Raw genomic sequence first — 22,300 nt, forward strand, 5'->3', positions numbered from 1 at the left:
ACAGTGACGGGATCAATCGTTTCTTTTCAAGAAGTTCAGTAATTCTTCTTTGTCCCATGTATTGATGACTGTGTCCTTCTTGATCCACCCTTTTCGTGCTGTCGCCACACCGATATTCATGAACGCCAGATGTTCATCACTATGGGCATCGGTATTGATAAAGAGCTTCACTCCGTTTTCCTGGGCTTTCCGGATGTTTTCAGCTGAAAGATCCAGCCTGTTCGGGTTCGCATTGAGCTCGAGTGCCGTATTCGTTTCCTTCGCTAGCTTGATGAGGTCATCCATATTCACGTCGTACCCTTCTCTGCGCCCGATTATTCTTCCTGTTGGATGAGCAATGATATCGACGTGTGCGCTAGTCAATGCAGTTGACAACCGATCCATGATCTTTTCCTGTGATTGTGAAAAACTTGAGTGAATCGATGCAATTACTACATCCACTTTTTCAAGGATTTCATCGCTATAATCAAGCGTTCCATCTGGAAGGATATCCATTTCAATTCCGGAAAGAACTTCGATTTGTTCGTATTTTTTATTGATTTCTTTTATTTCTTCAATTTGCTTCAATAAACGTTCATCCGTCAGGCCGTTTGCAACACGCAAATACTTTGAGTGATCCGTGATGGCCATGTATTGATAGCCTTTCGCAATACAAGCCTGTACCATCTCTTCAATGGAATAAGCCCCGTCTGACCACGTTGTGTGCATGTGCAAATCACCCTTAATATCGGCAGTGTCGATTAATTCATAGTGGGACTTGTATTCGTCGACTTCCTTGCCGTCTTCCCTCAATTCTGGTGGAATGAAGGGAAGATTGAAGTGTGCATAGAACTCCTCTTCATTGTCGAACGTGGTTACTTCACCGGTTTCACTATTTTCCACACCATATTCACTGATCTTTTCACCGCGTTCTTTCGCCAGCTGTCTCATCCGTACGTTATGGTCTTTGGAACCGGTGAAATGATGAAGCGTAGTGGCAAATTCTTGAGGCTTCACGATCCGGAAGTCAATGCTCACGTCCCATTGATAGTGAAGAGTCAATGAGACCTTTGTTTCTCCGGCTGCGATGATTTCTATAATGCCCGGAATCTTCAATAATTCATCCTTCACCTTTTTCGGATCATCCGTAGAGATGATGAAGTCCAGATCTTTGATGGTCTCTCGCATCCGCCTCAAGCTGCCCGCCCTGGAAAAGGTGTTGATGGAAGGCATGTTTGTCAAATATGCTTCAATTTCAGAGGCAATCCCTGACATGAAAGCAATCGGAAGGCGTTCAGGGCGTTTGCCGGCCTGTGCGATTGCAGCCAAGATCTTTTCCTCTGTTTTCTTCCCGAAACCTGGTAGAGCCTGAACCTTCTCAGAACGGCACGCTTCTTCCAAGTCGTGAATGTTTTCCACACCGAGTTCACTATACAGCTTGGCAATCTTCTTGCCGCCTAGTCCCGGAAGCTGCAGAAGAGGGATGAGCCCTTCTGGCACTTCCTGTTTTAATTCCTCGAGGACTGATGAAGTCCCCTCCTGTATGTACTCTTCAATGACTCCCGCCGTTCCTTTCCCGATTCCATTCAACTTCGTAAAGTCCGTGATATCCGTAAGGCTGCGGTCATCATTCTCAAGGGCTGCCGCCGCTTTTCTATAAGCCGATATTTTAAAAGAGTTCTCACCTTTTAGTTCCATATATATCGCAATCGTTTCCAATAACTTGATAATATCCTTCTTATTCAACTCAATCACCTGCTTCTCTATATATCACTAGCTTCTCCGTCAATGGTTGCTTTACTTATATAGTAGCAAAATAACCAAAAAAAGAAAGCGATGCACCCGGAATCACTGGAATCCGTTTGATTTTTGGCTTATTCCATCAATGTGGAAAGAACCTGAAGCATAAATTCATTTATGCTTCAGGTTCTTTCCACATTGACGACTTTTCAGCTCTGCTGAAAAGCGAGTGAAACGTGCGTTTCACTCGCTAAGCCAAAAATCAGGGCCCATACATCATATAAAAAAAGCTGACTTATAAAGGATAGCCGATCATCCGCAAGGGGCATCCCCCTCACCATCAATCATCCTATCCTTTTCAAGTCAGCCCCTTTGGATCATGCGGCGTTTTCAATCCACCATTCTTTTACCATCTCCGAAAACACTGGCGTGTGTTTAACCATTGCCTGTGCAATGAAAGAATCATTAATGAAGGATTGTACCGTCTCAATCGGCAGCAATACGGCAATAAATAATAGTATAAAAATGATCAGATACGTTTCGATCAGTCCCAATAAACCTCCGCCAAGCACATTCAATTGTTTGAGGATGGGAAGATGGGCGACAAAGTCAAGCATAGATCCAAAGATATGGACGATGATCTTAACGGCAAAGAATATCAGTGCAAATGCAATGACACGGTAATAGGCCTGATCCATATTGGTCATTTCAAAAAGCATATTTAACTTTGACTGCTCATCAAGCACCGGATACGGGATCCAAAGTGTAAGTTTTGGTGCAAGCTGATCGTAATATATGTATGCTACAATAAAAGAGATGATAAAACCTGTCATATGGACTGCCTGGAGTATGAACCCCCGCTTAAGTCCAGTTACAAATCCTACTAAGAGGATAATAAGTAAAACTAAATCAAGCATGTCATCTTCAACCCTTTAAGCGTTTAATTTCTCTTTCAAGCTCCTCAAACTGTTCTTTAAGTTTGATATAATCATTGACGGCATTTACGGCTGTCAGCACTGCGAGCTTACTTGTATCAAGAGATGGATTCATGGATTTGATCTCTCGCATTTTGTCATCGACTTTCGAACAAACAAATCGAATCTGACTTGTCGACTCAGTACCGACAATAGTATATGGTTGACCGTAAATATCAACAGTTGTGCGATTTTTTTGTTCTTCTGACAATCCGAGTACCCCCTATTCATAAGAATCCTAAACATTATCATACCATGAAATGTTTTTGTTTTGAAAAGAAAATGTCAATTATAGTCTAATTTTTTGTTATTACATAGAATCATGTCAAAAGGAGTGGTTATTTTGGGGAACACAGTCATTCAGGTGAATAGCTCATTAACAACAAAGATGAAAGAATACTATAAGGATACATTGGTCAGCAAGCTCCCACCCGGAGCCGTTTTTTCCGCCAAACCAGCAGGCTGTACAGTGACCGCCTATAAGTCTGGCAAAGTCTTATTCCAAGGAGCAAATGGGGAAGCAGAAGCCAGCAAATGGGGCACAGCAGAAACGCCAAAGGCTAAAACACCCGCAAAAGGGGCTGCCTCCCTCCCGCAGAACTTTGCAGACTGGTCCGTCATCGGATCGGATGAGGTGGGGACAGGGGATTTCTTCGGTCCCATTACCGTAGTGAGTGCATATGTGAAGAAAGAGCAGATCCCCTTAATGAAAGAGCTTGGCGTAAAGGATTCAAAGAACTTGAACGACACACAGATCGTGGCAATCGCAAAAGATCTGGTCAAGACCATCCCTTACAGCTTGTTGGTCCTTCACAATGATAAATACAATTCCCTTCAAGGCAGAGGAATGACGCAAGGAAAGATGAAAGCCATCCTCCATAACCAGGCCATCCTTCACTTATTGGAAAAGATGGCACCTGAAGAGCCCGAGGGCATTCTGATCGACCAGTTTGTCGAAAAAAACACATACTTCAAGCATATCAGCGCACAAAAGAAGATCCAGCGTGATCGCGTATACTTCAGTACCAAAGGAGAAAGCATCCATATCGCGGTTGCAGCCGCCTCCATCATTGCAAGGTATGCATTCTTGAAGGAAATGGATAAACTTAGCGCGAAAGCTGGCGTGGAAATCCCAAAAGGTGCCGGCAAGCACGTTGACGTTGCCGCTGCCAAGATCATAAAACGAAAAGGGATCGAAGAATTGAAATCGATGACGAAATGGCATTTTGCCAATAGCGAGAAGGCCATCAAGCTTGCTGGAAAATAGGCTATACCCCCGCCTTTTAGATCTCGGCGGGGGTTTTTGTTTGCGATGGAATTCTTTTGGGGGATGGTGAAAATGTGTTGGGTAGGCATTTAGGGGGCTCCCCACTTTTAGAGGTTTTTGGATAAAAGGAGTATGGATTTCTGATTGGGATTGTATCGGTTTTTTGGGTTAGGAGCATGTATTTTCGTTTAGGAGCATAAGTTCCTGATTGGGATCGTAAATTTTCTTTTTGGAGCATAGATCCCTGATCTGGAGCGTAAATTTCATTTAAGATCATAAATCCCGGATTAGGAGCATAAACTTTCTTTTTGGAGCATAAATCTCGGATTAGGAGCATAAACTTTCTTTTTGGAGCTTAGATCCCTGAGCTGGAGCGTAAATTTCATTTAAGATCATAAATCCCCGATTAGGAGCATAAACTTTCTTTTTGGAGCATAAATCCCTAATTAGGAGCATAAACTTTCATTTAGGATCATAAATCTTGGATTAGGAGCATAAACTGTAAATCGGTTCCTTATCTCACCCTTCCACCCCCTCCCAACGTTGGAATTACCAAGTACTTGCCCCTCTTACCCTCTCCATTCAAACAAAACGTCCATAAACAGCGCGATTCCCCCCAAAAAACAAACAAAAAAAGGTGCCAGACCATACTACAGGTCTGACACCTTTTTATAATTTATCCTCTTAGTTCCGCTCCGGCTTTTTCCTTAACTGCAGCAAGGACGCCGTCATGGACTTTCACGACTTCTTCATCCGTAAGTGTCTTTGCAGGATCGAAGTATTTCAACGAGAATGCAAGTGATTTCTTGCCTGGTTCCATATGCTCGCCTTCATACAGGTCGAATACGGATACCTCTTTAAGAAGTTTGCCTCCAGCCTCTTGAATGACAGACTTCAAATCTCCTGCTTTCACGTCAGTATCAACCACTAGGGCGATATCCCTTGTGATGGATGGATGACGTGGGATCGGAGTGTAGCTCAATGCCGGCTTTTCATAATGGAAAACAGGCTTCGCTTTCAGTTCGAATACATATGTTTCATTGAGGTCAAGCTCTTTTTCGACTTCTGGGTGGATTGCACCGATGAATCCGATCACTTCTCCATCCAGTAGGATTTCAGCGGTTCTTCCTGGGTGAAGCCCATCCACTGTCCCTTGACGGAACGATACTGCTTCTGTCACGCCGAGTTCTTCGAACAGACCTTCAAGTATTCCTTTTGCCACATAGAAATCGACAGCCTTCTTTTCTCCCTGCCATGGGTGGCTATGCCATAACCCAGTCAGTGCCCCTGCAATATGTTCTTCTTCGGATGGAAGCTCCTCACCGGATTCTTTCAAGAACACGGATCCCACTTCGTAGAAAGCAAGGGAATCATTTTGACGCGCTTTATTGTAAGAGAGTACCTCGAGAAGCTGAGGGATGATGCTTAGACGCAGGTTGCTGCGTTCTTCACTCATCGGCATCAAGAGACGGACCGGTTCTTTTACATCAAGTGCGTATTTTGTAGCCTTCTCATCATTTGTCAATGAATACGTGATGGCTTGCAGCAGACCGGCACCTTCTAAGAAACGGCGTACCGTACGGCGTTTAAGCTGATGATTATTCAGTCCACCCGGTGTGCTTTCTCCTTTAGGGAGAGTAAGTGGAAGATTGTCATATCCGTACAAACGGGCCACTTCTTCGAGTAAGTCTTCTTGTATCGTGATGTCTCCCCTTCTTGTTGGGGCAGTGACCGTGAACGCCGTCCCTTCCACACTCACCTCGAATTGAAGGCGGCGGAAAATATCATTTACCTCTTCAACCGAAATCGACGTCCCTAATGATGAGTTGATTTTTTCAAGCGTGATTTCCACTACTGCTGGCTCGACAGTCAGCTCATCGAATAATACCGTTCCATCAAGAACTTCGCCGCCTGCGTATTCTGCCATCAGTTCAGCTGCGCGCTCGCCTGCTTTCAAGACGCGGTTCGGATCGACTCCTTTTTCATAGCGTGTACTTGCTTCACTACGGAGGCCGTGATCCTTGGAGGCGCCCCTCACAATCGCACCTGTGAAGTATGCTGCCTCGAGGAGGACAGTCGTTGTGTCGTGCTGGACTTCGGAATTCGCTCCGCCCATGACACCTGCAAGGGCAACTGGTTCTTCTCCATTTGTGATCACCAGTTGACTTGAAGATAAGGTTCTTTCCGCATCATCAAGCGTAACGAATTTTTCACCGTCTTTTGCACGGCGGACAAGAATTTCCTTCGATCCGAGACGATCGTAATCGAATGCATGGAGGGGCTGACCGTATTCCAACAGGATGTAGTTCGTGATATCAACTACGTTATTATGCGGACGGATCCCGGCAGCGATCAATGCATTCTGCATCCATAGTGGCGAAGGGCCAATCTTTACATTTTTGATGATTTTCGCACCATATAGAGGATTATCTTCTTTCGCTTCCACGTTTACCGTGATGTAATCGGAAGCCTTTTCTTCACCTGCTTCTGTGTTCACTTCCGGAAGCTTCACTTCGCGATCCAAAATCGCTGCCACTTCATACGCAACACCAAGCATGCTTAAGCAGTCCGAACGGTTTGGTGTCAAGCCCAGCTCTAGGATGGCATCATCCAGGTTCAATAGCTCAACAGCATCCCTGCCTACTTCTGCATCCTCGGAGAATACATAGATCCCTTCTGCATGCTCTTTTGGTACAAGCTTGCCTTCGACACCCAATTCCTGAAGGGAACAGATCATCCCATGGGAAGCTTCGCCGCGAAGTTTTGCTTTTTTAATTTTGAAATTACCCGGTAGCACCGCGCCCACTTTAGCAACGGCCACTTTTTGACCCTTGGCGACATTCGGGGCACCGCAGATGATCTGTACAGGCTCCTCTTCGCCCACATCCACCTGGCACTTATTCAATTTATCTGCATCCGGATGCGGTTCGCACTCAAGGACATGACCTACGACCACGTTCTTGATTCCAGCACCGACTCTTTCGACGCCTTCAACCTCGATTCCGCTCCTTGTGATTTTTTCAGCCAGATCTTCAGGAGTGACTCCTGACAGATCCACATAATTTTCTAACCATTTATATGAAACAAACATGTTTTTACCTCCGCTCGATAATAGTGTTGCCTTACTCGGTCACGTTGAATTGTGTTACAAAACGGGTATCATTCGTGTAGAAATGACGGATGTCATCGATTCCGTATTTCAGCATCGCGATACGCTCAGGTCCCATACCGAATGCAAAACCTGTATATTCGTTCGGATCGAATCCTGCCATTTCAAGTACGTTCGGGTGAACCATCCCGGCTCCGAGAATTTCGATCCAGCCGGTACCCTTACATACACGGCAGCCTTCTCCCCCGCAGATTTTACAAGAGATATCCATCTCGACGGATGGTTCGGTGAATGGGAAGAAACTTGGGCGCAGGCGGATGTCACGGTCTTCGCCGAACATTTTCTTCGCGAATACGTTTAACGTCCCTTTCAGATCACTCATGCGGATATCTTTATCGACGACTAGCCCTTCAATTTGCATGAACTGATGGGAATGCGTCGCATCATCCGTATCGCGGCGGTATACTTTACCTGGACAAATGATTTTGATTGGACCCTTTCCTTTCGCAAGCTCCATCGTTCTTGCCTGGACAGGTGATGTATGGGTCCTTAGCAATGTCTCTTCCGTGATGTAGAAGGAATCCTGCATATCCCGGGCAGGGTGTCCCTTCGGAAGGTTCAGCGCTTCGAAGTTATAGTAGTCTTTTTCAACTTCCGGTCCTTCTGCAACGGTGTAGCCCATTCCGATGAATAAATCCTCGATTTCTTCAATGATCATCGTTAGCGGATGATGGTTCCCTTTTCTGACAGGTCTACCTGGAAGTGTCACGTCGATTGTTTCTGATTGAAGCTTCTTCTCGACCGCTTCCTTTTCAAGCTTCGCCTGTTTCGCTTCGATCTTCTCTGTGATTGCACCGCGCACTTCATTGGCAAGTGCCCCCATTTTAGGACGTTCTTCCGCTGAAAGTTTCCCCATGCCTTTCAATACTTCTGTTACAGGGCCTTTCTTTCCGAGGTAAGCGACCCGGATGTCATTCAATTCTTTTAGGTCCTGTGCTTCGTTGATTTTTTCAATTGCTTCGGTTTGAAGGGATCGTAATTTATCCTCCATGTTTCTTCCTCCTTTATGGTCGTGAATCAGGCAGTTTCATACACTATTTACAAAGACCGTTCCTTTCCGCTCTAGGCACTCACTTTCTTGGGCGAGAGCCTCCGGGAAAATCCAAGATCCTTGAAAAACAAAAAAACCCCATCCCTGGAAAGGGACGAGGTTTGTGATCGCGGTACCACCCTTATAAGCATATCAACGATCGATACACTCACTTGATTCGGATAACGGCTTTGCCGGTGCATCTTTACATTTCAATGATGAAATGGTCCCGATGCCAACTCGAGAGGTGAAATGTTCACGTCACGTTATTCTTAAGAATGCTTCCAGTCTGACGGCATTCTCTCCCTTGAAGAATCTTCTGTGCGCTACTTTCCTCTGTCTTCGTTTTTTAAAGTATATGTGCATTATTATAATGAATTATTCTCGAGAATTCAAACACTTTCAAGAACAATTATTGCCCATTTTTAAAATAATATAACAGGATGCCCGCCGCAATCGCGACATTCAGGGATTCACTTTTCCCATAGATCGGGATATACAGGTTCTGATCTGTCTGGGAAAGGGTATCCGGACTCATTCCGTTCCCTTCATTGCCGACGATCAGAGCGTATGAGTCCCGTGGCTTGATTGATGTATATTCTTCACCGCCTTCAAGCGCAGTGCCATAGACAGGGATCCCCTTTTCCTTGAGTACAGAGATGATTTCAGCGAGCTCACCCCTTATGATCGGGACGTGAAAATGACTTCCCTGCGCAGACCGGAGCACCTTTGGATTATAGGGATCGACCGTACCTTTCCCAAGGATGATCCCATCGATTCCTGAAGCTTCGGCCGTACGGATGATTGTTCCGATATTCCCAGGGTCCTGGAGACCGTCAAGCAGCAGGAATTTCTTGCCGTTGATGTCCGAGGCATCTTTCTGCCTGCAAACGGCAAACACCCCCTGAGTCGTTTCAGTATCGGCAAGTGCTTTGCCTGCGTCCTCTGAGACCTGTATCAAATCGACACCATCAAGATTCCATTTTCCCGGCAAATCTGTACCTTCTATAAAAATGAGCTCAATCACCGTATCCTGCTGCTTCAATGCCTCTTCAACGAGGTGAAAGCCTTCCACGATATATGTATGGGATTCTTCTCTTCCCTTTTTGGTCAATAACTTCTTCCACTGCTTCACGACAGGGTTTTTAGAGGATTGAATAACCTTCAATCTTACCCGCTCCTTCACTTTTACATTTCAAGTTTTCATTATACCTTAACTTACATACATAATAAATTCAATCTGAGACAAGATAACAATGAATTCCTCATCCTATAGCAAAAGGAGAAATGCGGCATGAACCTTAATTTGAGAAAAGCGATTATACACAATGTTTCTGGGAACAGCCAGGAAGAGTTAAAGGATACAATCGTCGATGCCATCCAAGGCGGAGAAGAAAAAACACTTCCGGGCTTAGGAGTACTCCTTGAGGTATTCTGGCAGAATGCTGACCCACAGGAACAGCAAATGCTCCTTGAAACATTGGAAGAATCATTGCAGCAACAGCATTAATGAAACGGGTGACCTGGTCGGGTCACCCGTTTTTCATTAATAGAAAAAAGCCCCGCTATGACAGAGGGGCTTTTTTGACATCAATCAAATGTGATTTTCGCAACCGTATCTTTATCAAGCTTCTTGATTACTTCAGTGATCAATTTCACTGCATTCTCATAATCATCACGGTGAAGCATGGCAGCGTGAGAGTGGATATAGCGTGTAGCAATGGTAATGGACAGCGCAGGTACACCGTTCGCCGTCAAGTGAATCGCACCTGAATCCGTCCCTCCGCCCGCAATGGCATCGAACTGATATGGAATGTTGTGCTCATCGGCTGTGTCCGTTACGAAGTCACGAAGACCTTTATGCGAAACCATCGAAGCATCATACAGGATGATTTGCGGACCTTCGCCCATTTTGCTTTGGGCTTCTTTTTCAGAGATTCCCGGTGTATCGCCCGCGATTCCAACATCGACACCGAATGCGATATCAGGTTGGATCTTCGCTGCTGAAGTCCTTGCTCCGCGAAGACCGACTTCTTCCTGGACCGTTCCCACACCGTACACGATATTTGGATGCTCTTCATCTTTCAAATTCTTCAGTACGTCAATGGCGATTGCACAACCGATACGGTTATCCCACGCTTTGGCAAGGAGCATCTTTTCATTGTTCATAACAGTGAACTCGAAATAAGGAACGACCATATCCCCAGGCTTCACTCCCCATTCTTGCGCTTCTTCACGGCTTGACGCGCCGATATCAATAAACATATCTTTGATTTCAACAGGCTTTTTACGCGCTTCTGCCGGAAGGATGTGAGGTGGCTTGGAACCGATGACACCCGTCACTTCCCCTTTGCCCGTCACGATGGTCACGCGTTGTGCAAGCATGACTTGTGACCACCAGCCGCCAACCGTCTGGAAGCGAAGGAACCCCTTGTGATCGATTTGAGTGACCATGAATCCGACTTCATCAAGATGTCCGGCTACCATGATTTTTGGACCATTTTCATCCCCGACTTTTTTGGCGATGAGGCTGCCTAGATTATCCGTCGTGATTTCATCTGCAAATGGTTCTATGTATTTCTTCATAACATCCCTTGCTTCTTTTTCATTGCCGGGAACACCTTTTGCATCCGTCAGATCCTTAAGCATCGTCAATGTTTCATCTAATTTTGTCATTCTTTCGACCCCCTAAATAATTAAACTATTTCCATTATACTAAATTCTTTCCATTCCATCAAAATTACTCCCTGCCGTTCTTAATATCCTTCTTTTTGACGTTCATAATTCACTTTGTTTTTATTCAGGTAAGCGTGATACACATCATCCCTTGAGAAGCCGAGTACCTCCCCCAGCAACAAGTACTGATTGAACATGGTGAAAAAATGGTTCACGGAACGCTCTTCCCTGAATTCGACGATGGACTTGAACACGTGAAGGAATTGTTCATTTAGGTCTTCTCCACCCGCATGCTGTTCATTCACATCAATCTCTTCAAGTCCTATTTCAAGGCCCAGCGAAAGGATGAAATGGATTCCGTCCACATATTCTTCCAATATGATGCTTTTCTCGGAAGGTGCTTTCTTACTCCAGAACTTGAAGCTCCTCGTCTCATTCGCAAGCTCGCCCGCTTCAACGAGCAATGCGAGGATTTTTTTATCAACCAGATCCTCATCCTCCAGACCATGCTCACTTTCAATGTGCTGATCAAGATCCTTCTGCATATGTAGTAGTTCTTCGATTTTCATACGATCTCCTCACCTCTTCATATTTTTGTTCACTCTACTTCAGTATGACAAACTTTTAGGCTTTTTTTAAATAAAATGTGAAACCTTTTTCTATTTACTCCGTAAGTAATAATAGAAGATCTATGCCTATGGAGGTAATTTACATGCTTTGGCTCATTCGGTTCATCCTTATTGTCCTCATTATCTACTTGTTTTACCGTAGCTTCAAATATATCGTCGATCCGAAACGCAAGTTGGAGCTTGCACAGGAACAAAAGCGCTTTTACTTCCTCGATGACCAGGAAAACGTCAGAAAGAATTTTCATTTGACATACAAAGGGGTTTTATTTGAAGGGGAAAAATACCTGGGTACGACTGAAAAGGCGTTCGAGGTTGTCTCGATTTTTGTCTGGACAAATAACGCTTCATCCTTGCAGGGTCTCCGTTTGGAAGATTTCCATTATCTACAGGATGAAATCCATGAGCGGTATCCAAATGCCAAGATCGACTGGAAGAGTCCAATCAATGAATTTTTACAAACATCCGATACATGAAAAGGGAACCTGGCTAGGTTCCCTTTTCATGTCGGATCAATTAATACATACGATTTTTCTCCGGGAAAAACTCATTCCACTGGATGACCCTTACCTTTTCTCTTAGCAAATAAAAGAGTACGATCAGGGCCATCAGGATCATAAGTAGGATGGGAGGGGAAAATTGCTTGATATATTGGCCAAACACCGTGTAGAAAAATGCAAGCGGAATATTGGAAATGAAGGTGGCGCGAACGAAAGGCTTGAACTGCGGATTTTTCTGCATCAAACAGAGATTGAGCAGTTGATAATGAATGAAAGGTATGAGCCTCAGCACGGCAATTTGCCCCGTGGTCAAATCGGCACTCCTCCCGAACCACTTCTCCTTCAACCTCAACAGGCGTTCATAAAAAGATGTAAAACTCTTGATGGCAAAATAAAAAATGATGGATAAGAGCGTCAATCCGATAAGCGAGTACACCGTACCGAGAATGCTTCCGAAAAGGATCCCACCTGCCATACATACCAGCGCGACGGGGATAAACAGGAACTGCCTCAATACGTGAAACAGGATAAACAGGACAGGAGCGATATACCCACTAGCTTCCATGATGGCGAATGCTGTTACGAGTCTGTCGTCCATAGCTAATGTAGACCTCCTTCTGCTGCCTCTATTCTCTACAGTTTATACATTTTGTCTACACAGTATGACATATCGCGGATAATAATGGCATGGAGGAGGGGTCCATCCGTCGGCATCCCACCCATTAAGTCTGTCCCCATTCCTCATTAAATACCTTGATTCACCCAAATGAACAGGATGCTGTGAAGTATGACAAGCAATGGGAAGCCCATGGAAAATGATTTGTGCTTCGTCTTGTGCCTGTAGACCTTCATCGCGACATAAGATCCGTAACTGCCACCGATGATGGCAACGGTCCACAATGTCTTCTCCTTGATCCGAAATTCATGTCTCTGCGCTTTCTTCTTATCGTTCCTCATAAGGCTGAAGCCGATGATATTGATGATGAGGATGTAGATGTATAGGAGATTTAGTAAAGATTCCATTATTGTTACCTTCTTTCATTGGAGTTGTAAACGGTATTAACATCTCAAATTCAATTACTTTCAAAGTTACGTGTTTGTTAATTACCGCTAATGATTTCCGTGCAAGACTTCGCTTTAAGCGGGCGGTTGGTGAGCCTCCTCGTCGCTAACGCATCGCGGAAAGCGAGCACCTTCCGTTCCAATCACCTACTACTCGTTTCTTCTAAATCAACAAAGTTTATGAAAATAGCCTATTATAAAGAAAGGACTGACCTCAAATGGCCAGTCCTTTTACTCTGTTTGCGCTAGGGCAATCAGATCTTATTTGTTAAGTTGAGCTTTAGCAGCTTCTGCTAATTGGTTGAATGCTTTTTCGTCAGCAATCGCAAGCTCAGCAAGCATCTTACGGTTAACTTCGATACCAGCAAGCTTCAAACCGTGCATTAAACGGCTGTAAGAAAGACCGTTCATACGAGCAGCCGCATTGATACGTGTGATCCATAATTTACGGAAATCACGTTTCTTTTGGCGACGGTCACGATAAGCATACATGTATGATTTCATGACTTGTTGGTTTGCTACTTTATATAAAGTGTGTTTTGAACCGAAATAACCTTTTGCTAACTTAAGAACTTTTTTACGACGTCTGCGTGTTACTGTTCCGCCTTTTACGCGTGGCATAATAATTCCCTCCTATTTCTTACGTGCTTTTTATTTAAGGTTGTCAAGCATATGACGAATGCGTTTGAAATCTCCTTTAGAGACAACAGCTGCTTTACGAAGTTTACGCTTCGCTTTAGTAGATTTGTTTGCGAATAAGTGGCTTGTGTAAGCGTGAGAACGTTTAAGTTTACCAGAACCTGTTTTCTTGAAACGCTTAGCTGAGCCGCGGTGAGTTTTCATTTTTGGCATGTGCTTTTCCTCCTCGGGTCGTTTATTTTTCGTTAACTGGTGCTAGCACCAAGAACATGCTGCGACCATCCATTTTTGGCTTTGATTCAACAGTTGCAAGATCTTTACACTCATCTGAGAAACGATCCAGTACACGTTGACCAATTTCTTTGTGCGTGATCGCACGGCCTTTAAATCGGATCGACGCCTTTACTTTGTCTCCTTTTTCAAGGAACTTGCGTGCGTTGCGAAGCTTCGTATTGAAATCATGCTCATCAATCGTAGGGCTTAAGCGCACCTCTTTAAGGTTGATGATCTTTTGATTTTTACGCGCTTCTTTTTCTTTCTTTTGTTGTTCAAATTTAAACTTTCCGTAGTCCATGATACGGGCAACGGGTGGTTTCGCATTTGGAGCAACAAGAACAAGATCAAGATTTACACGTTCAGCGATTTCAAGGGCTTCATTCTTGGATTTGATTCCAAGCTGCTCGCCATTTTGATCGATTAGACGTACTTCACGGGCACGAATGGTTTCGTTTAAGATCATGTCTTTGCTAATAATTAGCCACCTCCAAGGTTTATTAAAAGAATACATCGGCTTTGGTCTCAGGCACCCGCACGTTTTTGTTTGCACAAAAAAAGATGCGAGTGTCGAAACACCCGCATCTGATTATAAAGCATCTATAAAAAGCTTTAATAGTCATTATCATACCTGGCAACTGCCGACTGGCGTCATTCAGGTGAGAAGCGGGTAGCTTCTTCTTGTACCAAACTGTATTCAATTCACCTTAGATACTATATCACATGACATAAGTGATGTCAAACTATCGTTCTGATGTCACAACGTTTTTTATGATAGCAGACATCTCGCGGTTGTGCAATAGTTTTTTTGAAATGTTGGTTGCTTAGGGGGTTTTGACCCAACATGTATTGAAGACGGGGGGCGAAAATGGAAGAGTAATGGTAAATCTTTCGGTTCTTCATGAGAATCTTTCAGTTCTTCCATGGAATCTTCGAGTTAAGGGCATTAATCTTTTACTTTTCACTGAAAATCTTTTAGTTTTCAACGATAATCTTCCAAATCACACGATCACGATACGACCAATCCATACAGGCATGGTCCACTTTTCATACTCAACATTAATCGTAACAAAACAAAGAACGGACCCCAAAACCAGGTCCGTCCCCCACAATCAATGATTATCGTTTTGCTTCTTTTGCGATTTCTTCAACAAATTGATCCAGTGAAATGGTTTCAGACTTCTGCTCTCCGTATTTACGGACGTTCACCGCACGATCTGTAATTTCATTGTCACCCAATACAAGCATGTATGGCACTTTGCTCATTTGGGCTTCACGGATCTTATAGCCCATTTTTTCATTGCGGTCGTCGATTTCCACGCGAAGTCCTTCAGCTTGAAGGCGTTCTTTCACTTCTTTCGCGTAGTCGAAGTGGATCTCAGGGGATACAGGGATCAGCTGCACCTGAGTAGGAGCGAGCCAAGTCGGGAATGCCCCTTTGTATTCTTCGATGAGGAATGCCACGAAACGCTCCATTGTCGATACGACACCGCGGTGGATGACGACTGGACGATGCTGTTTGCCATCTTCCCCGACATAAGTCAGATCAAAGCGCTCAGGTAGGAGGAAGTCAAGCTGGACAGTCGATAACGTTTCTTCTTTACCAAGAGCCGTCTTCACCTGTACATCAAGCTTCGGTCCGTAGAATGCAGCTTCTCCTTCTGCTTCGAAATACTCAACATCAAGCTCATCCATCGCTTCCTTGATCATGCCTTGAGCACGGTTCCACATCTCATCATCATCGAAGTATTTCTCAGTATCTTCCGGATCACGGTAAGAGAGGCGGAAGGAGTAGTCATTAAGATTGAAATCTTTGTATACTTCCTGAACCAGACGGACCACACGTTTGAATTCTTCCTTGATTTGATCAGGACGGACGAAGATATGAGCATCATTCAATGTCATCCCACGTACACGCTGCAGACCAGAAAGTGCACCTGACATTTCGTAGCGGTGCATCAGACCAAGTTCCGCAATACGGATCGGCAGTTCACGATAGCTGTGGATATCATTTTTGTAGATCATCATGTGATGCGGGCAGTTCATCGGACGGAGAACAAGGTCCTCGTTATCCATTTCCATCACAGGGAACATGTTTTCCTGATAGTGATCCCAGTGTCCGCTTGTTTTATAAAGTTCCACGCTTCCCATGACAGGAGTATAAACGTGATCATAGCCGAGGCGTTCTTCTTTATCCACGATATAACGCTCGATGATGCGGCGGATCGTCGCACCTTTTGGTAGCCACATCGGAAGCCCCTGACCGACTTTTTGCGAGTTCATGAACAGGTTCAGTTCTTTACCGATTTTACGGTGATCACGCTCTTTCGCTTCTTCCAATAAGCGAAGATGCTCATCTAGATCGGCTTTCTTGAAGAACGCAGTTCCGTAGATGCGCTGAAGCATTTTATTGTCGCTGTTTCCGCGCCAGTAGGCACCGGCAATGCTTAACAGCTTAAATTCCTTGATTTTATTTGTAGATGGGATATGAACACCACGGCAAAGATCAAAGAATTCTCCCTGTTCGTAAATTGAAACCTGTTCACCTTGAGGAATCGCTTCTAGAAGCTCAAGCTTGTATTCATCGCCAACTTCTTCATAAATTTTCTTCGCTTCGTCACGACTTACTTCTTTTCTGATCACTTCCAGGTTTTCACCTGTCAGCTTCTTCATTTCTTTTTCGATAAGAGGAAGATCTTCAGGTGTAAATGTATGTTCGGAATCAACATCATAGTAGAAGCCGCCTTCGATGACAGGACCGATCCCTAGCTTTGTGCTCGGATACAGTCGCTTGATTGCCTGAGCCATCAAGTGAGCCGTACTGTGACGAAGGATCTCAAGTGCATCATCGCTATCAGGCATGACGATTTCAATTTTTCCATCCTCCATGATTCCTGTGCGCAGATCAATCAATTCGTCATTTAGTTTACCTGCAATCGCCTTTTTCTTCAGGCCTGGGCTGATTGATGCAGCGATATCCTCTGTGCTTGTTCCTTTAGGAAACTCCTTCACATTTCCGTCCGGGAACGTAATCTTAATTTGTTCAGACATCTGTGTTCACTCCTTTTAATTTTCACATGTATGGTTAGAAAGGGATGGGCGATCGAGACCGTTGTTTATTTAAGCCAAAATAAAAAACCCCGCCCCTTCATAATTGAAGGGACGAGGTTAATAAATAAACTCGTGGTTCCACCCAACTTCTCATCCACTGCGCAGTGCAAGAATGACTTCATTGAAAACGAATAACGACATTTAGCCGTCAATCCTTACTTAGACCACTGGGATCATTTCCGGATTGAGGTTCGGAGGCGGTAAATACTTCTGTCGAATTAGGAAGCTTGCAGCCGAGACTTCCCTCTCTGTGAATCGAATAGGAATATTGTTGTCCTCTTCATAACCTTTGCTTTATAGACTTATTATGTAGGTATTATAATCGGTTATGCAGCCAAAAGCAAGAGTATCCTCTAAATTTCATTTCCTACTCATTCGCGATATCGCGGGAAGGATAAAGGAGTGTTTCCGGAAAATAATCACGTGGCAAAAGGTCGATCCTTTCTTCAAAAATATTCTGTAATGTCCTTACAAGATTATGGTCTCCGTTCCCATAAACAAATATCTTTTCAGGTGCGAGGGATAGGAGCGGGGCGATCGTATATGAGTCGACATAAAGAGGATGGTTGGTCAGCAGCCGTTTGTCGATATATTGAGTCAACTCACTTCTCGATACTTCCCTCATGTTTTCATCAAAGAAACGAAACTCGAACCCCGTTGAGTAAAGATGGATGGTTTCAAGCTTCTTTTCACGTGCGGCTAAATATTCCCTCAGCATATGAACGAACATCTGATATTCCTGTTCCATCTTATATTCATCGATGGCGAGCCCCACCATCTTCCCTATCCTCAAGCGGAGTCTCTTCAGCCTGAACGTACTAAATGAATCAAACGATATCGGGGAATTCCCATCAAGTAACAAGTCCAGGCTTTCCTTTACAAATGATGGTGCGTCCCATTGTTCCATCAATTCTTCCAGTTCAGGTCGATCCCCCATTTTCATATCGGAGACGATTTCGAGTATATGTTCAATTTCGTGTTCATCTTCGTAATAGTAGTGTTCCTTGAGTATCTCTTCCGCCCAATCCATGCACTTTTCATTCAGGATGAATTCGGTTGTTCCTTGCAGCAGCCGTTCCTTCCCTGATTGTGATGATGAATGATCTATAATAAGGTTATAGTGAGTTTTATGTTGAAATAACGTTTCATGAAACCAAGATGGCATTTCATACTTGGTCAGGCAATGTTGAAGCTTTAGTGCATCAGTTTTCAATTTGAAAATGAATTCAGTCAAACGTTCTCCCCTCCTCAAAGCCGGAATCCCTGCTTTATATATATGGGGGGCTTGTATGAATTAGAAGTTTGTTTGTGAATTAATTGCAATTGTTTACAGAGCGACTAATCTTGCATCTGAAAAAGTGGACCGCTCCTTAGCGCATGGGTTGAGGACGGAGGACGAGCCTCCACGTTTTTGTTTTTCCCGCAAGTTCCAGATTGGATCGCCAATCTGGAACAAGATTAAAAAGAAAAAAAGAAAAGGCACTCACGCCTTTTCTTTTCATCCATTCTATTCTCTTCTATTTCGCCCATCGATGAGGACGGGTTTGGCGAGGTATTTGATTCTTTCCATGATTCTTGCAGCCTTCAGCTTTTCTTCTTCGCCTCGTTGCGTATAAGTCAAATGATGTGTCAACTCATCGAAGTTGAAGTTTGACGTGAAGAATGTCGGTAGGTTCTCAAGCATCCTGTACTGAAGGATGGTCCCGAGGATTTCATCCCTTCCCCAGCTCGACATCGTTTCGGCCCCGATATCATCAAGCATCAAGACAGGCGCTGTTTTGACTGCTTCCAGCTTCTCGTTCAAGGTATTGTCTCCAAGTGATTGCTTTATTTCACGGAAAAATTCAGGGACGTATACAATCATGGAAGCGACCTTGCTTTCGGCGAGTTCATTTGCGATTGCCCCCAGGATATAAGATTTACCCACACCGAATTTCCCATAGAAATAAAAGCCCTTCCTCCGTTCTTCGGCAGAGTACTGCTCGACGAAGTTCTTCGCCAGTCGGACCGCCTCCAGACGGCTTTTGGAGTCGAGGTCGAGAGTCGCGAAAGAAGCTTGAAGTATATCCTTCGGTACATACAGGCTCTTAATCAATTTCTGGGAGCTTGTCCGCTCATCGTTGACCACTTTACGCGGACATCTGTGATATTCGATATCGATCGAGTTGCCGCGTATGACAAGGTGCGGATCGTATCCCTGCATCATATTTTTGCATTCCTGAAGAGTGGGGCAATCCCTGCACTCCTTGCTTTGGGAAATGTATTCATATAGTTTCATCAGGCTTTCATTCACCATTTCAGTCGTGACCTGCCCTGGATGCTTTTGAATGAAATCTCTCACATCCTGATTTTCAAGTATTTCTTTTTTCATCTGTTCATATCTTTGCTGAAACGAGCTTGAGGTTGCCAGCTTCTTTAGTGTGTTGTTGATTCTTTCCATCTTTTCTTTCACCTACTTCCGGAAATTTTTCAGTTCTTCTTCAAGCTTTTTCTTTTCCGCTTCAAAATCGTAATCATCACTTTCGGGTGGAGTAGGATCTTCTTTCGTTTCCGATTCCTTGCCTTCCCGGAACCACTCAGGAAGCTTCTCGGTCCGAACCGGCTTCCTCCTTCGCGATGACGTTGGATTTTCTTTTTTCCCTTGAGCCCACTCGAGGTATTGCTTATGCTCGTTTTTGGCAAGTTCCATCGCCTCTCCGGCCGTTGACACTTTCTTGCGCGCCCAATGTGAAGCGATCTTCTCCATATATCCTTTGGTGAGTTTCATATCCGTTTTCAACAGTACGTATTGGATGAGCACATTCATGACCCCAATCGGTAATTTCTGTGACATCAACACTTCCTCCACCGCTTGGAGGTCTGACTTTGACGGATTGCTCCCGTTGGAAATGTCGGCAAGGACATCCTTCGGTGAAGTCGTTTCAAGGTAGTCAAGAAGCTCATCTTCCTTGGATAACGGCTTATCCGCTTTCCGATTCACTTTTGCAGAGGTGGTGCGTGCAGTCAGATCTGGCAATTGGTCGCCTGTCTGGATCTGATACCAGTCCCTCGCTGCTTTCCTTAACATTTCAAGGTCGATTTCATCTTCAGAATCGATGGAACTGAGCAGCAGGTTTTTCATCTGAAGGGGATCGATCCCATACAGATAACTCAGCTTTACGACGGTCTCTTTCACTTTAACCGTGAATGCTTTCCGCGGGACCATGGCTTCCGAGAGACCGGCAAGCAATAGCGAGAAGTCAAAATCAACATCGTCAAGGGGCAGCCCCTGTCCAGAATGATCCTGTATGAACCGCTTCCCACCTTCCGGCTCTGAGTCGGTATTGGCATCATGCTGCAGGAAATTGATGTTCTGCTCCGAAGTGAATACATCCTGGAATGAACGGGTGATTTCACTATACTGCTCTGTATCTACTGCATGATCACTGAAGAAATTCTTCAAACGCATATAATGGGTCCTGCCGATTTTTTGGTAAAGATAGACGTTGAGCATGCCGTCATGAAAGAACTCCTGTGAAGTGAGTGGCCTTTGCAGTTCATATATGAACGTTCTCTCACCCTCACTCTTCTTCTCGTATACCTTCAGGAGACCGATGCCTTCAAGCTTCAGCCTTGCTTCATAGATGTCCTGGAGGTTCATCGAAAGGACATTCATTAAATGGTAATGAGCAGACCCGATTGACCAAAGCCGGTTCTCTTCCACTTCTCCCCAGAGGCTCATGAACAAACTATAGGAAGCCGCGCCAATTAACGGCTGATAAAGGAATGTGATGATTTTTCTGTCGTATTCCTGAAGCATTCCATTTGTTGCCACGGAATATTGGTCGATGGGCTGTATTTCATTCCAATGCTTCTTCATAATATAATTCTACCTTTCAACATTTCTAATTACACACCGCTTCTAATTTCTGAAAATGAATAAAGAGAAAAAGAGCCAAAGATTTTCTCTTCAGCTCACCACTTCACTCTTTTTTGATTAACTCTTTCAATTCATCTATAAATACATTGATATCTTTAAATTGGCGATACACTGAAGCAAAACGCACATACGCCACTTCATCGACTTTCGCCAGCTCATCCATCACCATTTCACCAATCTTGACAGACTCAACTTCGGAAGTTCCATGGTTTCTGAGCTCCTTTTCGATATCCGTTGAGATCTTTTCCAATCGTTCCAGTGGGACCGGCCTTTTTTCACAAGCCTTGATCAACCCACGAAGAATCTTTTCACGGCTGAATTCTTCGCGCACACCTTCCTTTTTCACAACAATCAGCGGAAACTCTTCCACTTTTTCAAACGTCGTGAATCGGAAGTTGCATTCTTCGCATTCTCTTCGCCTTCTGATCGAGCGGCCTTCATCCGCCGGACGGGAATCGACCACCCGTGTCCCATTATGCTGGCATGACGGGCATTTCATAATATCAGCTCCGTTTTAACAAACTATTACTTTCATCATATTAAAAAGCTGTCCCATACACAAGCAAATTACGGATTTACCGTTATTTTACCTTTGTCAGCTTGCTATCAAGCCGTCCATAATAATGCCTGATCTGAGCTTTCAACACATTGTATGTCCCAAGCACCTTGCCTTTATCGGCACTGACCTTGAAATCGACAGCTGTCTCAAGTGGGCGCACCGTGATGACGGTAGCGACGATGAAGAGTCGAGGGGTCCCATTCTTCCTGACAGTGACTTCCCCGCGCTCCTTTGATTCTGAGATGACCTCATATTCTGATGAAGAGAATAAGTCCAATACGGCATTATACGCTGCTCCATGCATTGATTTATAATATTGTGATCGCAATTCCGGATCTTCATGCCGATCGGAAGTTTCACACTCTGATTGAAATCTTTTAAATAGGGTTCGTAATCCACTCATTTGTCTTCCTCCCTTTATGTATCTTTATTTTACACGAAAAATGGGGAGTTGGAAATTGGTGTTGTGGATTGGGGCTCCTTTTATTGGATTTCGGGAGGGTGGATGGCATATTGATTTTGGAAGAATGGGGGGTGTGCCAGCGCGGTTATGGGGGGGAGACGGTGGAAATGGCAATTTGATTTGGATTTTAAAAGGTAAATGACAGAAACGGCAGATAAACCTGGATTTCGGCGGATAAAATGAAAAAATGGAAGATAATGGTCTTCTGTCAAGAAAGTGGACAATACAAAATGAGAAATTTTTGTCCTGTAATCCTACCGCACTTCGTTTGGTGGGGCATGAAAAACGATCAATCCAAAACCAGGATTGCTCC

The 22,300-nt window shown here is 44.3% G+C and carries 22 protein-coding genes and 1 other annotated feature; of the genes, 3 read left to right on the top strand and 19 right to left on the bottom strand.

Features of this window, described 5'->3' with window-relative positions:
* Nucleotides 1–12: 12 nt before the first annotated feature.
* From polX to zapA, 3 genes are all read right to left on the bottom strand, one after another.
* Entirely contained in the window at nt 13–1,731 is a 1,719-nt protein-coding gene (gene polX / locus LCM10_RS15405; protein ID WP_224877210.1) for a DNA polymerase/3'-5' exonuclease PolX, read from the bottom strand.
* A gap of 365 nt (nt 1,732–2,096) precedes the next feature.
* The gene (locus tag LCM10_RS15410) at nt 2,097–2,636 is read right to left on the bottom strand and encodes a CvpA family protein (protein WP_224877183.1); all 540 of its coding nucleotides are present in this window, start codon (nt 2,634–2,636) and stop codon (nt 2,097–2,099) included.
* 7 nt (nt 2,637–2,643) lie between these two features.
* Complete coding sequence (zapA, locus tag LCM10_RS15415; protein WP_224877184.1) at nt 2,644–2,904, bottom strand: cell division protein ZapA; 261 nt, start codon at nt 2,902–2,904, stop codon at nt 2,644–2,646.
* Nucleotides 2,905–3,036: 132 nt separating this feature from the next.
* Between zapA and rnhC the strand changes: the two genes are divergently transcribed.
* Nucleotides 3,037–3,960, top strand: a complete 924-nt coding sequence (gene rnhC / locus LCM10_RS15420) for a ribonuclease HIII (protein WP_318247502.1) — start codon at nt 3,037–3,039, stop codon at nt 3,958–3,960.
* Nucleotides 3,961–4,636: 676 nt separating this feature from the next.
* Here the strand turns inward: rnhC and pheT are convergent.
* The 3 genes from pheT to LCM10_RS15435 all read right to left on the bottom strand — a co-directional run bounded on the left by pheT (nt 4,637) and on the right by LCM10_RS15435 (nt 9,327).
* Complete coding sequence (gene pheT, locus LCM10_RS15425) at nt 4,637–7,051, bottom strand: phenylalanine--tRNA ligase subunit beta (protein WP_224877185.1); 2,415 nt, start codon at nt 7,049–7,051, stop codon at nt 4,637–4,639.
* Between the two features lie 31 nt (nt 7,052–7,082).
* Nucleotides 7,083–8,120 carry a phenylalanine--tRNA ligase subunit alpha gene (pheS, locus tag LCM10_RS15430; RefSeq protein WP_224877186.1) on the bottom strand — a complete coding sequence of 346 codons (1,038 nt, stop codon included), beginning with the start codon at nt 8,118–8,120 and terminating at the stop codon, nt 7,083–7,085.
* 451 nt (nt 8,121–8,571) lie between these two features.
* Nucleotides 8,572–9,327, bottom strand: coding sequence for a TrmH family RNA methyltransferase (locus LCM10_RS15435; protein WP_224877187.1), 756 nt, complete (start codon nt 9,325–9,327; stop codon nt 8,572–8,574).
* Nucleotides 9,328–9,453: 126 nt separating this feature from the next.
* Between LCM10_RS15435 and sspI the strand changes: the two genes are divergently transcribed.
* Entirely contained in the window at nt 9,454–9,669 is a 216-nt protein-coding gene (gene sspI, locus LCM10_RS15440; protein WP_224877188.1) for a small acid-soluble spore protein SspI, read from the top strand.
* 80 nt (nt 9,670–9,749) lie between these two features.
* Here the strand turns inward: sspI and LCM10_RS15445 are convergent, their stop codons facing one another.
* On the bottom strand, nt 9,750–10,835 hold the full coding sequence (locus LCM10_RS15445; protein ID WP_224877189.1) for a M42 family metallopeptidase: 1,086 nt from the start codon (nt 10,833–10,835) through the stop codon (nt 9,750–9,752).
* An 80-nt stretch (nt 10,836–10,915) separates the two neighbouring features.
* Nucleotides 10,916–11,404 carry a dUTP diphosphatase gene (locus LCM10_RS15450; protein WP_224877190.1) on the bottom strand — a complete coding sequence of 163 codons (489 nt, stop codon included), beginning with the start codon at nt 11,402–11,404 and terminating at the stop codon, nt 10,916–10,918.
* Nucleotides 11,405–11,547: 143 nt separating this feature from the next.
* Here LCM10_RS15450 and LCM10_RS15455 point away from each other — a divergent pair, with 143 nt between their 5' ends.
* Entirely contained in the window at nt 11,548–11,937 is a 390-nt protein-coding gene (locus tag LCM10_RS15455; protein WP_224877191.1) for a sigma-w pathway protein ysdB, read from the top strand.
* 40 nt (nt 11,938–11,977) lie between these two features.
* Here the strand turns inward: LCM10_RS15455 and LCM10_RS15460 are convergent, their stop codons facing one another.
* The 11 genes from LCM10_RS15460 to LCM10_RS15510 form a co-directional block, all read right to left on the bottom strand.
* Complete coding sequence (locus LCM10_RS15460) at nt 11,978–12,559, bottom strand: TVP38/TMEM64 family protein (protein ID WP_224877192.1); 582 nt, start codon at nt 12,557–12,559, stop codon at nt 11,978–11,980.
* 146 nt (nt 12,560–12,705) lie between these two features.
* Nucleotides 12,706–12,984: a DUF1294 domain-containing protein gene (locus tag LCM10_RS15465; protein ID WP_224877193.1), complete on the bottom strand. Its 279-nt coding sequence runs from the start codon at nt 12,982–12,984 to the stop codon at nt 12,706–12,708.
* 300 nt (nt 12,985–13,284) lie between these two features.
* Nucleotides 13,285–13,644 carry a 50S ribosomal protein L20 gene (rplT, locus tag LCM10_RS15470; RefSeq protein ID WP_032087388.1) on the bottom strand — a complete coding sequence of 120 codons (360 nt, stop codon included), beginning with the start codon at nt 13,642–13,644 and terminating at the stop codon, nt 13,285–13,287.
* Nucleotides 13,645–13,674: 30 nt separating this feature from the next.
* Complete coding sequence (rpmI, locus tag LCM10_RS15475; protein WP_032087387.1) at nt 13,675–13,875, bottom strand: 50S ribosomal protein L35; 201 nt, start codon at nt 13,873–13,875, stop codon at nt 13,675–13,677.
* 22 nt (nt 13,876–13,897) lie between these two features.
* Entirely contained in the window at nt 13,898–14,449 is a 552-nt protein-coding gene (gene infC / locus LCM10_RS15480; protein ID WP_224877194.1) for a translation initiation factor IF-3, read from the bottom strand.
* 35 nt (nt 14,450–14,484) lie between these two features.
* Nucleotides 14,485–14,624, bottom strand: a sequence feature (ribosomal protein L20 leader region).
* A 430-nt stretch (nt 14,625–15,054) separates the two neighbouring features.
* Complete coding sequence (thrS, locus tag LCM10_RS15485; protein ID WP_224877195.1) at nt 15,055–16,986, bottom strand: threonine--tRNA ligase; 1,932 nt, start codon at nt 16,984–16,986, stop codon at nt 15,055–15,057.
* A gap of 427 nt (nt 16,987–17,413) precedes the next feature.
* Nucleotides 17,414–18,280, bottom strand: a complete 867-nt coding sequence (locus LCM10_RS15490; RefSeq protein ID WP_224877196.1) for a putative sporulation protein YtxC — start codon at nt 18,278–18,280, stop codon at nt 17,414–17,416.
* 273 nt (nt 18,281–18,553) lie between these two features.
* On the bottom strand, nt 18,554–19,486 hold the full coding sequence (gene dnaI, locus LCM10_RS15495; RefSeq protein ID WP_224877197.1) for a primosomal protein DnaI: 933 nt from the start codon (nt 19,484–19,486) through the stop codon (nt 18,554–18,556).
* 12 nt (nt 19,487–19,498) lie between these two features.
* Nucleotides 19,499–20,905, bottom strand: coding sequence for a replication initiation and membrane attachment family protein (locus LCM10_RS15500; RefSeq protein ID WP_224877198.1), 1,407 nt, complete (start codon nt 20,903–20,905; stop codon nt 19,499–19,501).
* A 103-nt stretch (nt 20,906–21,008) separates the two neighbouring features.
* The gene (gene nrdR / locus LCM10_RS15505) at nt 21,009–21,464 is read right to left on the bottom strand and encodes a transcriptional regulator NrdR (protein WP_224877199.1); all 456 of its coding nucleotides are present in this window, start codon (nt 21,462–21,464) and stop codon (nt 21,009–21,011) included.
* 82 nt (nt 21,465–21,546) lie between these two features.
* Entirely contained in the window at nt 21,547–21,927 is a 381-nt protein-coding gene (locus tag LCM10_RS15510; RefSeq protein WP_224877200.1) for a cytosolic protein, read from the bottom strand.
* Nucleotides 21,928–22,300: the final 373 nt, after the last annotated feature.

The organism is Rossellomorea aquimaris (assembly GCF_020171925.1).
Classification (GTDB): domain Bacteria; phylum Bacillota; class Bacilli; order Bacillales; family Bacillaceae_B; genus Rossellomorea; species Rossellomorea aquimaris_F.

Excerpts from the sequence above, each read along its gene's own strand:
- LCM10_RS15410 (WP_224877183.1), bottom strand. The coding sequence starts at position 2,636 with ATGCTTGATTTAGTTTTACTTATTATCCTCTTAGTAGGATTTGTAACT.
- pheT (WP_224877185.1), bottom strand. The coding sequence starts at position 7,051 with ATGTTTGTTTCATATAAATGGTTAGAAAATTATGTGGATCTGTCAGGA.
- pheS (WP_224877186.1), bottom strand. The coding sequence starts at position 8,120 with ATGGAGGATAAATTACGATCCCTTCAAACCGAAGCAATTGAAAAAATC.
- sspI (WP_224877188.1), top strand. The coding sequence starts at position 9,454 with ATGAACCTTAATTTGAGAAAAGCGATTATACACAATGTTTCTGGGAAC.
- LCM10_RS15445 (WP_224877189.1), bottom strand. The coding sequence starts at position 10,835 with ATGACAAAATTAGATGAAACATTGACGATGCTTAAGGATCTGACGGAT.
- LCM10_RS15450 (WP_224877190.1), bottom strand. The coding sequence starts at position 11,404 with ATGAAAATCGAAGAACTACTACATATGCAGAAGGATCTTGATCAGCAC.
- LCM10_RS15455 (WP_224877191.1), top strand. The coding sequence starts at position 11,548 with ATGCTTTGGCTCATTCGGTTCATCCTTATTGTCCTCATTATCTACTTG.
- LCM10_RS15460 (WP_224877192.1), bottom strand. The coding sequence starts at position 12,559 with ATGGACGACAGACTCGTAACAGCATTCGCCATCATGGAAGCTAGTGGG.
- LCM10_RS15465 (WP_224877193.1), bottom strand. The coding sequence starts at position 12,984 with ATGGAATCTTTACTAAATCTCCTATACATCTACATCCTCATCATCAAT.
- rplT (WP_032087388.1), bottom strand. The coding sequence starts at position 13,644 with ATGCCACGCGTAAAAGGCGGAACAGTAACACGCAGACGTCGTAAAAAA.
- rpmI (WP_032087387.1), bottom strand. The coding sequence starts at position 13,875 with ATGCCAAAAATGAAAACTCACCGCGGCTCAGCTAAGCGTTTCAAGAAA.
- infC (WP_224877194.1), bottom strand. The coding sequence starts at position 14,449 with ATGTATTCTTTTAATAAACCTTGGAGGTGGCTAATTATTAGCAAAGAC.
- thrS (WP_224877195.1), bottom strand. The coding sequence starts at position 16,986 with ATGTCTGAACAAATTAAGATTACGTTCCCGGACGGAAATGTGAAGGAG.
- dnaI (WP_224877197.1), bottom strand. The coding sequence starts at position 19,486 with ATGGAAAGAATCAACAACACACTAAAGAAGCTGGCAACCTCAAGCTCG.
- LCM10_RS15500 (WP_224877198.1), bottom strand. The coding sequence starts at position 20,905 with ATGAAGAAGCATTGGAATGAAATACAGCCCATCGACCAATATTCCGTG.
- nrdR (WP_224877199.1), bottom strand. The coding sequence starts at position 21,464 with ATGAAATGCCCGTCATGCCAGCATAATGGGACACGGGTGGTCGATTCC.
- LCM10_RS15510 (WP_224877200.1), bottom strand. The coding sequence starts at position 21,927 with ATGAGTGGATTACGAACCCTATTTAAAAGATTTCAATCAGAGTGTGAA.